Raw genomic sequence first — 15,549 nt, forward strand, 5'->3', positions numbered from 1 at the left:
GGCACGGCACAGGCCATGACCCCACAGCGGGCGGATGACCCGAGCGTGCCGGACCCCACGGTCTCTCCGGAACTGGTCGAGGCCGTCCGCGTACGGCTCGCCCGCTCGGGGCTGGAGCCGTCGGCGGCCCGGGTGGCGAGCGCGCTCCGTGCCGAGCGGGCCGTGCTCGGGGACGCCGAGGTGTTGGCCATCGCGCGCACCCTTCGCGCCGACCTCATCGGCGCGGGGCCACTCGAGGGGCTCCTCGCCGAGCCGGGCGTCACGGACGTCCTGGTCAACGGCGCACGAGAGGTGTGGGTCGACGACGGCCGCGGCCTGCGGCTCACCTCCGTCGCCTTCTCCGGGGACGACGAGGTCCGCCGCCTGGCCCAGCGGCTCGCCGCCGCGGCCGGTCGGCGTCTGGACGACGCCAGCCCGTACGTGGACGCGCGACTGGCGGGAGGAGTCCGGCTGCACGCCGTGTTGCCGCCGATCGCGCCTGAGGGCACCTGCATGTCCCTGCGCCTGCCGCCCCGCCGCACGTTCACGCTGGAGGAGCTCGTGCCCGGCATCGGCGCGGTGGTCCTGCGGGCGATCCTGGCCGCGCGGCTGGCCTTCCTCGTCACCGGAGGCACCGGCACGGGCAAGACCACCATGTTGTCGGCCATGCTGTCCCTGGCTGATCCGGGTGAGCGACTGCTCCTGGTCGAGGACTCCGCCGAGCTGCGTCCCCGGCACCCCCATGTCGTGCGTCTCGAAACGCGCCCGCCGAATCTCGAGGGTGCGGGCGGTGTCACCCTCCGCGACCTCGTACGGCAGGCACTGCGGATGCGGCCGGACCGCGTTGTGGTGGGCGAGGTCCGAGGCGCCGAGGTCATCGACCTGCTCGCCGCGCTCAACACGGGCCACGAGGGCGGTTGCGGGACGCTGCACGCGAACAACGCGGCGGACGTGCCCGCCCGGCTGGAGGCCCTCGCCTGCGCGGCCGGACTCTCCCGGGAGGCGGTGCACAGCCAGCTCGCGGCGGCGCTCGACGCGGTCGTCCACCTCGTCCGTGATCCCGGGGGCGGGCGCCGCAGGGTGGCCGAGATCTGCCTGCTGGAACGCTGCCCTTCCGGCCTGGTGACCGCCGTCCCGGCCCTGGCATTCGGTCCCGGCGGCGACGTGACGTCCGGCCCCGCCGCGCCCGCGCTCGCGGCCCGATGCCCGGGGGCCGCATGGTCGCCATAGCGGTGCTGGCCGCCGCGCTCGCGGCATGGGTCTGGGCCGGCCCGGGAATCGCCGCGGCGCGTGTGGCGGGTCTCACGGGTGCCCGGGGGCGCACGCCGAGACGCCGCGCGGCCACACTCCTTGATCGCCCCCGTCCCGAACGGCAGGCCGCGGCGTGGCGTGCTGTGTCCATCGAGCTCTGTCAGGGGATCGTGGCCGAACTCGCCGCCGGTGGGACTCCGGGTGACGCGCTGTCCCGTGCCGTCTCCGCGGTCACCCTTCCCGATGCGGAGGTGCTGCGGCCGGTCGTCGCCACCGCCAGGGACGGCGGTGACGTCGCCGCCGCCCTGCTGCGCGCCGCCCCGCCTCATGGTGGAGAGGGGCTCATCCGGCTCGCCGCCTGCTGGCAGGTCAGCATGGCCGGGGGCGGTGGCCTGGCCGCCCTCGTCGAGCGGCTGGGCGGCTCGCTCCGCGAGGCCGAGACGCACAGGCAGGATCTCGCCGCCCAGCTCGCAGGTCCGCGGGCGACGGCGCGCCTGCTCGCGGTCCTTCCCGCGCTCGGCCTGCTGATGGCCGCCGGCCTCGGCATGAGCCCTCTGTCGTTCCTGTTCGGGGAACCCGCCGGGATCGCCTGCCTGGTCACGGGGCTCGCTCTGGACGGCGTGGGCGTGTGGTGGACCAACCGCATCGTCGCCCACGCGGCACAGGGGCAGGAGGCGGGAGGCTCCGGAAAGGTCGCTCACGCGGTACGGGGTCATGAGGCGGGAGGCTCCGGAAAGGTCGCTTACGCGGTACGGAGTCATGAGGCGGGAGGCCTCGAGAAGGAGGTCGGCACATCATGGCGGTGATCGCCGCTGTCCTGGCCGCGCTGGCCGTGATGGCGTGGCCGGCTCGCATCTCGCCTTCCGGTCGGCTGCGTGCGCTTCCCGGCTTCGGTGCGGCAGGAGATCTACGGCGGGGGCCGGTCCAGCACGTTGGCAGAGGTGTTGGTCCAGGTGTTGGTCATGGCGCCGCTCGGGATGCCATTCAGGGGAGCGGCGTCGGGGCCATCACCGAGATGGCGCCGACTGTGGCTGGCCGCTCTCACATTGGACGCGGATCAGCAGCCCGAAGTCCCGAGATGGCGGTCCGACTCCACGGGCTCGCGGTCGCCGCGCCAACCGGAACACTCGCTTTCCTCATGCTGGGGGGAGTTTCGGGTGCGGTTGCGGGCGCACTGGTCGCCGGGGGCGTGCTCGTGGCTGTTCAACGGCGGGAACCCGCCGAGGCCCGGCGTCGTCGCGAGCGAGTGGCGGCGGATCTCCCGTTCGCGGCCGATCTCATGGTCGCCTGTCTCCGAGCCGGGCAGCCGGTGGGCGGAGCGGTCGACGCGGTGGCGGAAGCCATCGGTGGGCCATTGGGAGAACGGCTCTCCTGGATCGGAGGCCAGCTACGGCTGGGGGCGGACCCAGAGGCGGCTTGGGGCGCTCTCGCGCAGGACCCACCCCTCGCTTCGCTCGCTCGGACCATGATCAGAGCTACCCGGCGCGGAGCGCCGGTCGCAGAGGTGCTCACACGGCTGGCGGATGACGCGCGTCGGGCCGGCCGCGCGTCCTCATCGGCGGCTGCGAGGAAAGCCGGGGTCCAGGCTGTGGCTCCGCTCGGGTTGTGCTTCCTGCCCGCGTTCGTCTTTTTGGGGATCATTCCCGTGGTGGCTGGTCTGGCAGGGCAAGTCCTTTTGCCTTGACATCGGTCCCTTACACCTTCCGCCCCTCCTCCTTCGCGTCGCTTCACGCTGGCGTCGCTTCATGCTGGCGTGGCTTCACGCTCGCGTCGCTTACCCCCGCGCACTGCCTCCCGCGCTTCTCCGCCTCACCTCTTCAGTGCCGCCTCTGTGTCTGGGGTGTCCGGGGCACTTGCGGGGGCCCTGTCCCACCTCTTCGGGCTCACCGCAGCCTTGCCGGTCGGCGTCAGCATGAGACAAGCTCGGGCGACTGTCCGGTGATTCGGGCTGTGGACAGCACTTTCCACACTTGTGGATAACTGGAGATGTCGTGCGGCGATATTCCAGGTTGAACCCCCTGTCCTGGGCGGTCGGTTATCCACATAGAACCCCGCTATCCACAGTACGGAACATGATCGATTCTTATCCCCAGAACCGAGTTCGGGGCCAGCGAGGAGAAGCCCGATCGCGGAACCTGAGGGCAGCCGCGGAGAGACCGTGGTGGTCCGATCAGGGGGATCGATGCGCACACGGATCGGCAAGAAGCTCGGCAAAGCTGTCGGACGAACGTGTCAGGCGTTCCTGGCGGTTCAGCGAGTGATGGCACGCGTGTCCAGGAAGGCGGCGGCGTTTCATGTCCTGGTCAGCCGACCGGCCTCGGAATGTCGCCCGGCTCCGGGATGCCGTCCTGGTTCGGAATGCCGACTCGCCACAGCGCGCCGACCGCTTCCGGTGCACCAGTCGGCTGCGGTTTGTCGCTCCGGTACGACGCGTCGACCGGTGTCGGGGCGCCGACCGGAGTCGGAAGGGAGATCGGCCTCGGAAGGCAGAGCGGCCTCAGTGCTCGAACTGGGTCCGGAATCCCGGCAGAAGCTGTTGTGCGGCCAGAGTTCGGCGCGTTCCTGGCGGACGTTGATCGGCGCGTTGCGGGTACGGCTCCGGTCCACGGCCGTGCAATGGACCTTGGCCGCCCGCACCAGGGCCGAAGCGGGCATGTCGACCGCTGAGTATGCGGTGGGCACGATCGCCGCCTGCGCCTTCGCGGGCCTGCTCTTCAAGATCGTCACGAGTGCTGAGGTCAGAGGCATGCTCACCGCGCTGATCCAGAAGGCCCTCAAGCTGGCGGGGTGACGCCGTGAGCGAGCTCGCTGGGATGGAGCGCACGCTGAGTGCGTCGCCACGCCGAGGGGCCTCATCAGGGTTGATGTGGATGGCCGGCAGGGCGGCGTTGCCCGATCCGGCGCGGTTTCGTGGGCGCCAGGCCGGGGGCCTTTCTGGCGATCTGTTGCCTGTGAGGGAGCCGAAGGCCCGGCGAGTGCGACCGAGTGATCGAGGCTCGGTCACTGCCGAGGCGGCCGTCGGGTTGCCGGCCCTGGTCGCGGTCCTCGGTGCCGCTCTGTGGGCGGTGGGTCTCATCGGTGCCCAATTGGAGTGCGTGGACGCGGCCAGGGCGGGAGCCAGGGCCGTGGCCCGGGGCGAGCCTGTCGCGTCGGTACGCGCGGCGGCGGCCCGTTCGGCACCACGAGGCGCGGAGATCGCGGTCTCGATCGTGGGTGAGATGGCCAGGGTGAGGATTTCGGCGCTGATCAGGCCGAGTTGGGGGTTGATGCTTCCGGCCATCCGGGTCGAGGCGTCCGCCAGCGCCGCCACAGAGCCAGGCGCGATCGACTTTTCCGGCCGGACTCCTGAGGGACGTATGCCGTGACTCACTGGGGTGGGTGACCGGCAGATCACAGCCGCCGAAGGAATGCGAGAACACTTCTTCCACGACACCGAGGACTGGAAGGGCCGATGTGATCGGGCAAGAGCCGGAGGGGCCTGAGGAGACCAGTTGAGAACGGCGTAGGAACGGCGAAAACGGCCCGCGGACGGGGGAGAGGGCCTGGGGACGGGGAGAGGGCCTGGGGACGGTGTGGGGACAGGGGCGACGGCGTGGAGACGGCAGAAACGGTGTGGGGACGGCGGAGAAATGTGGGGCGGGGGAAACGTTGTGGAGGCAGTGGAAACGGCGTGAGGAGCTTGAGGGAAAGAGAGGCTCGGGAGAGCGGGTCGGCCACGATCTGGATGGTCACGCTCATGGCCGTGGTGTGGGTTGTCGCGCTGGCGGTGCTTCAGGTCGGAGCGGTGAGGGTGGCGCGCCATCGGGCGCAGAGCGCGGCCGATCTCAGCGCCCTGGCGGCGGCAGCACACGCCTTCTCCGCGCCGGAGGGGGCATGCGGGCGTGCGGACATGGTGGCGATGGCCAATGGCGCGCGGATGGTCTCCTGTGCGCTCTCAGACGGCATCGTCGACGTCGCTGCCGCCGTCGCGGTGCCGCGTGTCCTGCCCATCGCGGGTGTCGGGACGGCGACGGCTCTCGCCCGCGCGGGACCCGTCACGGCACCTTGACCCACGGCACCTTGATGGCTGCCACTGGCTGGGATGGCCCGGGAGCCATGACTGCCCGGACCCGGGACTACCCGGACCCGTGACTGCCTAGGGCTGTGACTGCCAGGGCGATGATCGGCTGAGTCCTGAATCCAGGTCCTGATCACTCCGGGCGGGTGTCCGAGCCGAGCAGGATGCCGAGCAGGCGGAGCGCGCCGGCCTTGTCGAGGGGTTCGTTGCCGTTGCCGCACTTGGGCGACTGGATGCAGGACGGACAGCCCTGCTCGCATTCGCAGGAGGCGATGGCCTCCTGAGTCGCGGAGAGCCAGTCGACGGCGCGGGCGAAGCCTCGTTCGGCGAAGCCCGCCCCGCCGTCATGGCCGTCGTACACGAAGACCGTCAGCAGACCGGTGTCCTGGTGGAGTTGCGTGGAGACGCCGCCGATGTCCCATCGATCACACGTCGCGAACAGGGGGAGCAGGCCGATGGAGGCGTGTTCCGCGGCATGAGCCGCACCACCGAGGTCCACGGGCTTGCCGTCGGTGTCGGCCATCAGCGGCGCGAGCGCGAGGTCGGGCAGTGTCCACCAGACCGCCCGGGTGTGCAGCGTTCGAGGTGGCAGGTCCAGCGGCTCCTCGCCGAGGGACTCGCCGGTCTGGGTGCGCCGCTTGATGTACGAGACGACCTGCTGGGTCACTTCCACAGATCCGAAATGCAACTCGCCCGGCCCGAAAGGCCGCATACGGATCGATTCGGCCACCCGAATATCCGTGATGTCTCTCGCGTACGTGGTGTAGTCGGGTTCGGCCGCCGTGACCAGGGCGACGTCGGAGTCGAGATCGAGCAGGTCCACGACGAACGTCTCGCCCTGATGGACGTACACCGCCCCGGAGTGGACCGTCATGTGGGCGGACGGCTCGTCCACGGTGCCGAGGAGCCGTCCCGTGGCGGCCTCCACGACCTGGATCGGGGCGCCTCCCGCGCCGCGGATGTCGGCCAGGTCACAGGCGCGTCCCCGGCTGGTCCAGAACCAGCCGGTGGTGCGCTTCCGCAACATCCCCCTGCCCGCCAGGTCGTCGAGGACGTCCGGTGCGGCGGGACCGAAGATCTCCAGATCCTGCTCGGTCAGCGGGATCTCCGCGGCGGCCGCGCACAGATGAGGAGCCAGCACGTACGGATTGTCGGGATCGAGCACGATGGCCTCCACCGGCCGGCCGAACAGTGCCTCCGGATGGTGAACGAGATAGGTGTCCAGCGGGTCGTCCCGGGCCACGAGCACGGCGAGGGCGTCCTGTCCCGCCCGCCCGGCCCGTCCCGCCTGCTGCCAGAGCGAGGCGCGGGTGCCCGGCCAGCCGGCGATGAGGACGGCGTCCAGGCCGGACACGTCGACGCCGAGTTCCAGGGCGTTGGTGGTGGCCAGGCCCATCAGCGAACCCGACCGCAGCGACTTCTCCAGCGCCCGCCTGTCGTCGGACAGGTAACCCGCCCGGTAGGCCGCCACCTGGGACGGCAGGTCGGGGGAGATCTCTTCGAGATTCCTCCGAGCGGTGAGCGCGACGGTCTCGGCGGCCCGGCGGGACCGGACGAAGGCCAGCGTTCGCACCCCTTCGACGACGAGGTCGGTGAGCAGGTCGGCCGTCTCGGCGGTGGCCGTGCGCCGGATCGGCGCGCCGTTCTCGCCCCGCAGGTCCGTCAGAGGCGGCTCCCAGAGCGCGAAGGTGGCGGAACCCCGGGGCGAGGCGTCCGTGGTCACCTCGGCCATCTCAAGGCCCGTCAGGCGTGCTCCCGCCAGGGCGGGGTCACTCGCGGTGGCCGACGCCAGCAGGAAGGTGGGGCGGGAGCCGTACTTCCCACAGACCCGGCGCAGGCGGCGCAGGATCTGGGCGACGTGCGAGCCGAAGACACCGCGGTATCCGTGGCATTCGTCGACGATCACCAGCCGGAGCCGTCGCCAGAACGAGGACCAGCGGGCATGGCCCGGCAACATCGACCGGTGCAGCATGTCTGGATTCGTCAGGACATAGTTGGCGTGCTGCCGTACCCAGGGACGTTCCTCCGCGGGAGTGTCACCGTCGAAGGTGGCCGCCCTGACCTGGGCCAGCCGCAGCGCCCTGACCGCGCGGAGCTGGTCGGCGGCGAGGGCCTTCGTCGGTGTCAGGTAGAGCACGGTGCCGCCTGCGAGGACGTCGGCCACGGCCGGGAGCAGGTACGCCAAAGATTTTCCCGAGGCGGTGCCAGTGGCAATGATCACGTTTTGGCCACGTCGAACGTGCTCGGCGGTGTCGAGCTGGTGTTGCCAGAGGCCCGATATGCCCTGGTTCTCCAATCGGCTCACCAGCACGTCCGGAGCCCACTCCGGCCAGCCGGCCTGGCCCGCCTGACGTGCTGGAACGTGCTCGACATGCGTGACCCGCCCGCTGCGCGACGGTGCCGAGAGCAGCCGTGCCAGGAGAGGGCCTGTCCGACGTGAAGGTGAGGTAGACGAAGTCACTGGTTTCCACTATGGCATCTGTGGGGAGAGTCGCTCGGAGTCGGGATTTCGTATAGACACGGAGTCGTAGCGTGGTTGAATGCCGCGCGTCGGGGTCGTTCTTCTGGGGCTTTCGAGCTTCCAGGATGCACGACCTCCATCGAGGACCTACGCATGCAAGGCGCTGGAGGATCTGTGGATCTGAAGTTGGACCACCATTCCGAGGACAACCTCACCATCGTCGATGTCGAAGGTGAGATCGACGTCTACACCGCGCCCAGACTGCGTGAGCTGCTGATCGACCTGGTCAACAAGGGCAACTTCCACCTCCTTGTGAACATGGAGAAGGTGGACTTCCTGGACTCCACCGGGCTCGGCGTGCTGGTCGGCGGGCTCAAGCGGGTGCGGGCGCACGACGGCTCGCTGGAGCTCGTCTGCACGCAGGAGCGCATCCTGAAGATCTTCCGGATCACCGGTCTCACCAAGGTCTTCGGGATCTACGCCTCGGTGGACGAGGCGAAGGAAGCCCACGGCCGAGACAAGTGACGGCCGAGGAGCCAGCATGGCCACCGTCGAGCTGACGTTCAGCGCACTCCCGGCCCACGTGCGTACGGCACGGCTGGTCGCCACGGCCATCGCCCGGCGCACCGGCGTGTCGGAGGCGCTGCTGGACGAGGTGCGGCTCGCCGTCGGAGAGGCGTGCTCGCGGGCAGTGGAGGCGCATCGCGTCCATTGCCCGGGAGAGCCGATCGTCATCGAGTTGCGCGACGACTCGGGACGCTTCGAGGTCACCGTCACCGACGTCGCTCCCAGCGACGACCTCCAGCAACCCGTGATCCCCACGGACGGGACCCTCGTGCCGGAGATGCCCGGCCTCGGGATCGCGGTCATCGCGGGTCTGGCCGACGACGTCGAGGTGTCGTCCGGCGCCAAGGGCATGCGCATCCGCATGAGCTGGCCCGCGTCGCCCAACGGCGTAGCCGCGGTCTGATCGAGATCGAGTGCCTCCCTGTAGGGGGCGGCGCTCGATCTTTTTTTGTGCTGCTCAACCTCCCCGATATTCGGACGCCCGAAACTCCGTATTCCCGTTCGCCGTAATTCGGATGACATGAGGTCAAGGAAGCAGCGTGGCCAGGCAAAGATCCCGTTATTCCTGAACGCCATCAGGATTAGCGGGCGAAAGGGCCTTCATATCCGCCGTCTCGCTGCGTAGACTCCCCGCACCGGCCAAGGTATTGCGGATGCAACCGGAAGCGGCACTGCCAACCACCCGGAAGGCGCCGCTCGGCCCGCCGAAACCATTGACAGCAGCGCCGTCCGGGACCTACGAGTCGGCGTGGATAGCAGCGCATTTCTTCGTTGTTCGCGCGGACTCCAGAACCCGTCTGGCCGAGGAGGACGGATGTCTGCCTATTTTGCCGCTGACGAAGGCGCAGCGGTATCCCTGAGCGGTTCCCATCTCACACTCGTCGTCGTGGTCGCCGCGGTGGCCCTGATCGCTCTTGCCGTCGCGGGCGGTCTCGTCCGCGAAGTGCTCTCCGCGGGGCAAGGCACCGAGCGAATGCAGAACATCGCGAAAGCCGTACAGCAAGGTGCCGCCGCGTACCTCACGCGGCAGTTCCGGACACTTGCCATCTTCGTCGTCATCATTCCTTTCCTGTTGTTCCTGCTGCCGTCCAGTTCGACGAGCGTGGCCGTGGGGCGCTCGGTCTTCTTCGTGGTGGGCGCGGTGTTCTCCGCGCTGACCGGCTTCACGGGCATGTGGCTCGCCGTCCGAGGCAACGTCCGCGTCGCGGCCGCCGCCAGGGGCGCGCAGGCCGGAGGAGAAGGCATCACGCCGGGTGAGAAGGCCGCGATGCGCATCGCCTTCCGCACCGGCGGCGTGGCGGGCATGTTCACCGTCGGCCTCGGCCTGCTCGGCGCCGCGATCGTCGTGCTGATCTACAAGGGCGATGCCCCGAGCGTGCTGGAGGGCTTCGGCTTCGGCGCCGCGCTGCTCGCCATGTTCATGCGGGTCGGCGGCGGCATCTTCACCAAGGCCGCCGACGTCGGCGCCGACCTCGTCGGCAAGGTCGAACAGGGCATCCCCGAGGACGACCCGCGCAACGCGGCCACCATCGCCGACAATGTCGGTGACAACGTCGGCGACTGCGCCGGCATGGCGGCCGACCTGTTCGAGTCGTACGCAGTCATGCTGGTCGCCAGCCTGATCCTGGGCAAGGCGGCCTTCGGCACCGAGGGCCTGGTGTTCCCGCTGATCGTCCCGATGATCGGCGTCATCACGGCGATCATCGGCATCTTCACCACCGCGCCGCGCAGTGGCGACCGCAACGGGATGGCCGCGATCAACCGCGGCTTCTTCATCTCCGCCGCCATCTCCGCCGTGTTGGTGGCCGGTGCGGCGTTCGTGTACCTGCCCGCCAGCTTCAGCGAGCTGTCCGGGGTGAGCAAGGAGATCGCCGGTCTCGGCTCCGACCCGCGCCTGATCGCGATCGGCGCCGTGATCATCGGCCTGGTGCTCGCCAGCGCCATCCAGATCCTCACCGGCTACTTCACCGAGACCAACCGCCGCCCCGTGAAGGAGATCACGGAGAGCTCGCGGACCGGCGCGGCGACCGTCATCCTGTCCGGCATCTCGGTCGGTCTCGAATCCGCCGTGTACTCGGCGCTGCTCATCGGCGGCGCGGTCTACGGCGCCTTCCTGCTCGGCTTCGGCAACGTGACCGTGGCACTGTTCGCCGTCGCGCTGGCCGGCACCGGCCTGTTGACCACGGTGGGCGTGATCGTGTCCATGGACACGTTCGGCCCGGTTTCGGACAACGCGCAGGGCATCGCGGAGATGTCCGGCGACGTCGAGGGTGAGGGCGCCCGCGTGCTCACCTCCCTCGACGCGGTCGGCAACACCACCAAGGCCATCACCAAGGGCATCGCCATCGCGACGGCCGTACTGGCCGCCACGGCGCTGTTCGGGTCGTTCCGTACGGCGGTCGAGGGAGAGCTGGCCAAGGCCACCCAGAGCGTCAAGGACGCGCTGGGCTCGTTCGCGAACTTCAGCCTCTCGGTCGACTCGCCGAACGTGCTGGTCGGTCTGATCATCGGTGCCGCGGTGGTGTTCCTGTTCTCGGGTCTGGCGATCATGGCGGTCGGCCGGGCCGCCGGACGCGTCGTCTTCGAGGTGCGCGAGCAGTTCCGCACCAAGCCCGGGATCATGGACGGGAGCGAGCAGCCGGACTACGGCCGCGTCGTGGACATCTGCACCCGCGACTCGCTGCGCGAACTGGCCACGCCCGGCCTGCTCGCCGTCATGACGCCCATCGCGGTCGGGTTCGCCTTCGGGTACGCGCCGCTCGGCGCCTACCTGGCGGGCGCGATCGCGGCCGGCACGCTGATGGCCGTGTTCCTGGCGAACTCCGGCGGCGCCTGGGACAACGCCAAGAAGCTGGTCGAGGACGGCCACTACGGAGGCAAGGGTTCGGAGGCCCACGCGGCGACCGTCATCGGCGACACCGTCGGCGACCCGTTCAAGGACACCGCCGGTCCCGCGATCAACCCGCTGATCAAGGTGATGAACCTGGTGGCGCTGCTGATCGCCCCCGCGGTCGTGGCCTACGCCGACAACGTCGCGCTGCGCGTCGGCGTGACGGCCGTGGCGCTCGTGGTGGTCGTGGCCGCGATCGTCGTGTCGAAGCGCCGCTCGGGCGGCATCGCCTCGAACAACGAGGAGCGTACGCCGGAGACCGTGGCGAGCTGACACACCCGTTCGTCGAGGGCCTCCCGCGGGTGCGGGGGGCCCTCCTCCTTTTCCGGCGCATCTAGACTCAGGAGTCATGGACAAGCCATCCGGCGGGCGGAGCCTCCTGTTGATCCTGCTCGGCATGCTGGCGATGTTCGCGGTCATCGTCGCGCTCGCCGTGTGGGCGTCCCGATGAAGACGCTGATCGTCGTCCGGCACGCCACGGCCGCGCAGGTGCCGGGTCTGGCCGACCGAGAGCGTCCCCTCACCGAGCACGGGAGGCGGGAAGCCCGCGAGACCGGCGACCTCATCCGGCCGCTGAAGCCCGGCCTCGTGCTCTGCTCGCCGTCGGTCCGCACAAGGGAGACCGCCGAGTTGCTCGGGATCGACGCTCCGATCGAGGTCGAGCGCGACATCTACGAGGCGTACGCCGACGAGCTGCTCGACCTGCTCCGCCGTACCGGCTCGGAGATCGAGACGCTGGTGCTCGTCGGGCACAATCCGGGCGTTCACGAGCTCGTGCTCACCATCACCGGCGACGGGAACGCGGGCTTTCCTCCCGGGGCGTACGCCGTGATCGAGCTCCCTGGCGACTGGGACGACCTCGATCCGGGGACCGGCAACCTTGTCCGGGCTCACCGTCCTTAAACACTGGGCAGGCCGGGCCGCCCGTGCGCTGAAGGTCGAGGACCCTCGCCTGGCGCTCGGGTTCGGTGTGACCGGGTGCGCCTGTGTGGCCGTCCCGCTGATCCTCGGTCTGGTGACCGGCCATCCGGAGGACGGTGCCGTGATCAGCACCGGCGCCTGGCTGGTCGCGGTACGGGCCGTCCGCAATCCGGGCAGCGTCCGGGTGGCCCGCCTCCTCGGCGCCACCTTCGCCCTGGCTCTGGGCACGCTGCTCGGGATCCTCCTCGTCGCGGGGCACGACTGGCTGCTGGTCCTGGTGACCCCGGCGCTCGCGGCGCTCGGCATCGTGGTGCCGATGATGGGGCCGACGGCGGCGCTGGCGCTGCTGCTGACCGCGGCCAATCCGTTGCCCGTCGAGCCGATCCCGCATCTGGGGCTGATGCTCCTCGGGGGCCTGCTGTCCACGGTCGTGCTCCCACTGCCGTGGCCGTGGCGCCGTACCCGTCCACTGACGATCACCTTGTCCGAGACCGCCGCGTCCATGGCCGAACTCGTGGACGCGGTCGCCGACAGGAGCCTCGACCGGGACGCCTGGGACGAACGGCGGCGTACGGCCACCGCGGCGCTGGAGAAGGCCAGGAGGTCGTGCGCACGGCATCGCTGGCAGCGCCGCTCCCCGCAGGCGGAGGCGGTGGTGGCCGCCTTCCGGCGGGTGCTGTACGAGGCGGTGACGCTGCGGGGGCTGTGCATGACGGTGTACCGCCAGGTTCCGGACGCGGACGAGCGGGTGGGCTTCTCCGCGCTGACCACGACGCTCTGCCGTTCGCTGCGGTCGATGTCGGCGGCGCTCGCCCGCCCGGAGTCGGGCATGGAGCTTCCTGCCGGGATCGACGAGTTCAAGGAACGGGCCGACGCCCTGCGGGGCACCCGGCCGAAGGGGGAGCGCGAGCTCCTGCACCTCGTGATGCTGCGCCAGATCGAGCACTGCGCCGAGCGGCTCGCCTCGGCGGTGGAGAAGGCGGCCGGGCCCGCGCTGGAACTGTCGTCGCCGCGGCTGGTCCTGCCCCAGCTGGGCACTCCCGTCACGCCCGAGGTGCGCTACCGGCTGGCCTTGGACGATCCCGGGTTCCGGCACGCGCTGCGGGTCGGGCTGGGCACCCTGATCGCCATGCTGATCGTGGTGTTCGCCAGGCCCGCCTATCCGCAGTGGCTCGCGATCACCGTGTTGGTGACGATCCAGCCGACGTACGGCGAGACGCTTGCGAGGGCGGGTGGGCGCACGCTCGGGACGGCGATCGGCGGGTTCGCCGCGGCCATGGTCCTGCTGGTCGCGCCGCACCGGTGGCCGCTGGCGATCCTGATCACGATCGCGGCTCTGCTCGCGTTCGGCCTGGCCAGCGCCCGCTTCGCGTACTGGATCACGTTCCTGAACATGTTCGTGCTGCTGCTCATCGACTTCCAGGTGCCGCAGAAGCCGGGCCTCGCCGGGGCGCGGGTGGGTCTCACGCTCCTCGGAGGCGTCATCGCGCTGGCATGCACCCGCCTGCTGTGGCCGCGCGGCGAGACCGTACGCCTGGCGGACCGGGTGGCGCGGATGCTCAGGACCCACGCGACGGCGTCGAGGACGCTGGCCGAGGTGAGCCGGGGCGAACTGCCGGAAGTGAAGGCGGAGGAGTCCATCAGGAAGGCGTCCAAGGCGGCGACGGCCGTCTCCAAGGCTCTCGACTACATCGCGCACGAGCCCGGGGTCACGGCGCCGGAGGAGGTCGCGGAGGCGATGTCCCTCACGCAGCGGGTCCGTGACGACCTGATCGCGGTCACCTCGGTGCTGCGGGAGGAGCGGGTCGAGGCGGGGCCCGTTCCTGATGTGCTCGACGCGGTCGCCGACCGGTTGGAGGACGCGGCGGACGCCGTGGAGGCCGGCGAGCCGTACGAGTCGGGGGGCGAGGTGGAAGGGAAGCTGGCCGACCTCTCCGGATGGCTGGGCACGCTGGCCGAGCGGCGTCTGGACGAGCTGGACGTGGCCCCGGCCGACCGGGCGACGAAGGTCCGGCGGGCGCTGCTCCAGGCCGCGGCGGTCGACCACGCGATGCGCTCGCTCAACTCGGAGTCGGCGCGGTTGTGCGCCTACGCCACCGCCGCGTTCACCGCGGACCGGGCCGATCGGACCGATCTCCCGGTGGTCAGTGACGAGGTGTGACGACCCCGTCCTCGGCGTCGGCGGCCTCGACCTCCTCACGGGAGATGCCGAGCAGGTAGAGGATCGAGTCGAGGTACGGAACGTTCACGGCGGTGTCGGCGGCCTGCCGCACGATCGGCTTGGCGTTGAAGGCGATGCCGATGCCGGCTGCGGCGATCATGTCCAGGTCGTTGGCGCCGTCACCGATGGCGACGGTCTGGCTGATCGGGATGCCCGCCTGCTCGGCGAACCGCTCCAGGGCGCGGGCCTTGCCGGGCCGGTCCACGATCTCGCCGATCACCCGGCCGGTGAGCCTGCCGTCGACGACCTCCAGCGTGTTGGCGGCGGAGTAGTCGATGCCGAGCTCCTTGACCAGACTGTCGGTGATCTGGGTGAACCCGCCGCTGACGATCGCGAAGCGGTAGTCGAGGCGCTTCAGCGTGCGCACGAGCGTGCGTGCGCCGGGCGTGTAGACGACCTCCTTGGCGACCTGCTCGAAGATCTCCTCGGGCAGGCCCTCCAGCAGGGCCACCCGCCGGGTCAGCGACTCGGCGAAGTCGATCTCGCCGCGCATCGCCGCCTCGGTCACCCGGGCGACCTCGCCGAGGCATCCGGCGTGCCTGGCCAGCAGCTCGATGACCTCGGCCTGGATGAGGGTGGAGTCGACGTCCATGACGATGAGCCGCTTGGCGCGGCGGTACAGGCCGGACCGCTGAACGGCCACGTCCACGTGCTGGAGCGCGGCCTCGGCGGCCAGCTCGGCCCGCATCGCGACCGGGTCGGCGCCGGAGACGGCGAGCTCGATGCACGTCACGGGGTAGCTCGACAGCCGTTCGATGCGGTCGATGTTGGCGCCGCACGCCGCGATCCTGCCGCTGATCCCGGCCATGGCGGCGGGCGTGAGGGGGGCGCCGAGCACGGTGACGTGCAGGCGGCCGCGGCGTCGCTTCTCCTTCGAGATGGTGCCGGTGGCGATCTCGAGTTCCATGTCGAGGTCGGCGGCGACCTGCTCGACGGCGGTCCACAGGCCGCCCAGGGTGCCACCGGTGCCGGTGGGCGGCCCGCCCGCGTAGGCGACGAGCACACCGAGGGTCAGCCGGCCGCGGATGACGACCTGCTCGACGTCCGCGACGGTCACGGGGAACCCGGCCAGCACGGTGAACAGACGCGAGGTGACTCCCGGGCGATCCGGACCGGTGAGCGTGATCAGGAGCGTGCGCTGGTTCATCGCGGCCAACGCTACTTGGCCGGGGCCTGTGGTCGCGCACGGGGTTCACCATGCG

Annotated in this window: 13 protein-coding genes; 11 read left to right on the forward strand and 2 right to left on the reverse strand. The window is 70.4% G+C overall.

Features of this window, described 5'->3' with window-relative positions; genetic code table 11:
- Window positions 1-15: 15 nt before the first annotated feature.
- From AB0I59_RS25150 to AB0I59_RS25175, 6 genes are all read left to right on the forward strand, one after another.
- Complete coding sequence (locus AB0I59_RS25150) at window positions 16-1,209, forward strand: TadA family conjugal transfer-associated ATPase (protein WP_061254159.1); 1,194 nt, start codon at window positions 16-18, stop codon at window positions 1,207-1,209.
- Complete coding sequence (locus AB0I59_RS25155) at window positions 1,197-2,036, forward strand: type II secretion system F family protein (protein ID WP_082776681.1); 840 nt, start codon at window positions 1,197-1,199, stop codon at window positions 2,034-2,036. The genes AB0I59_RS25150 and AB0I59_RS25155 overlap by 13 nt, the downstream gene beginning before the upstream one ends.
- 473 nt (window positions 2,037-2,509) lie before the next feature.
- Window positions 2,510-2,914 carry a type II secretion system F family protein gene (locus AB0I59_RS25160; RefSeq protein ID WP_228648421.1) on the forward strand — a complete coding sequence of 135 codons (405 nt, stop codon included), beginning with the start codon at window positions 2,510-2,512 and terminating at the stop codon, window positions 2,912-2,914.
- Between the two features lie 816 nt (window positions 2,915-3,730).
- Window positions 3,731-4,021 (forward strand): DUF4244 domain-containing protein, encoded by a 291-nt coding sequence (locus tag AB0I59_RS25165; RefSeq protein ID WP_061253915.1) that lies wholly within the window; start codon window positions 3,731-3,733, stop codon window positions 4,019-4,021.
- A gap of 184 nt (window positions 4,022-4,205) precedes the next feature.
- Window positions 4,206-4,595 (forward strand): TadE family type IV pilus minor pilin, encoded by a 390-nt coding sequence (locus tag AB0I59_RS25170; protein ID WP_358136558.1) that lies wholly within the window; start codon window positions 4,206-4,208, stop codon window positions 4,593-4,595.
- 314 nt (window positions 4,596-4,909) lie between these two features.
- On the forward strand, window positions 4,910-5,278 hold the full coding sequence (locus AB0I59_RS25175; RefSeq protein ID WP_358136561.1) for an Rv3654c family TadE-like protein: 369 nt from the start codon (window positions 4,910-4,912) through the stop codon (window positions 5,276-5,278).
- 142 nt (window positions 5,279-5,420) lie between these two features.
- Here AB0I59_RS25175 and AB0I59_RS25180 read toward each other — a convergent pair whose 3' ends face one another.
- Window positions 5,421-7,748, reverse strand: coding sequence for a DEAD/DEAH box helicase (locus tag AB0I59_RS25180; protein WP_435831059.1), 2,328 nt, complete (start codon window positions 7,746-7,748; stop codon window positions 5,421-5,423).
- A gap of 174 nt (window positions 7,749-7,922) precedes the next feature.
- On the opposite strand from AB0I59_RS25180, the gene AB0I59_RS25185 reads away from it, so the two are divergent.
- From AB0I59_RS25185 to AB0I59_RS25205, 5 genes are all read left to right on the forward strand, one after another.
- On the forward strand, window positions 7,923-8,273 hold the full coding sequence (locus tag AB0I59_RS25185; RefSeq protein WP_061253913.1) for an STAS domain-containing protein: 351 nt from the start codon (window positions 7,923-7,925) through the stop codon (window positions 8,271-8,273).
- 16 nt (window positions 8,274-8,289) lie between these two features.
- Complete coding sequence (locus AB0I59_RS25190) at window positions 8,290-8,718, forward strand: ATP-binding protein (protein ID WP_061253912.1); 429 nt, start codon at window positions 8,290-8,292, stop codon at window positions 8,716-8,718.
- Window positions 8,719-9,129: 411 nt separating this feature from the next.
- The gene (locus tag AB0I59_RS25195) at window positions 9,130-11,478 is read left to right on the forward strand and encodes a sodium-translocating pyrophosphatase (RefSeq protein ID WP_358136565.1); all 2,349 of its coding nucleotides are present in this window, start codon (window positions 9,130-9,132) and stop codon (window positions 11,476-11,478) included.
- A gap of 174 nt (window positions 11,479-11,652) precedes the next feature.
- A complete protein-coding gene (locus AB0I59_RS25200; protein ID WP_358136568.1) occupies window positions 11,653-12,108 on the forward strand; it encodes a SixA phosphatase family protein in 456 nt (151 codons plus the stop codon).
- On the forward strand, window positions 12,086-14,287 hold the full coding sequence (locus tag AB0I59_RS25205) for an FUSC family protein (RefSeq protein ID WP_358136570.1): 2,202 nt from the start codon (window positions 12,086-12,088) through the stop codon (window positions 14,285-14,287). The genes AB0I59_RS25200 and AB0I59_RS25205 overlap by 23 nt, the downstream gene beginning before the upstream one ends.
- Here AB0I59_RS25205 and serB read toward each other — a convergent pair.
- Window positions 14,271-15,494: a phosphoserine phosphatase SerB gene (gene serB / locus AB0I59_RS25210; protein WP_061254152.1), complete on the reverse strand. Its 1,224-nt coding sequence runs from the start codon at window positions 15,492-15,494 to the stop codon at window positions 14,271-14,273. The genes AB0I59_RS25205 and serB overlap by 17 nt on opposite strands.
- Between the last annotated feature and the right edge of the window lie 55 nt (window positions 15,495-15,549).

The organism is Microtetraspora glauca (genome assembly GCF_040656155.1).
GTDB lineage: Bacteria > Actinomycetota > Actinomycetes > Streptosporangiales > Streptosporangiaceae > Microtetraspora > Microtetraspora glauca.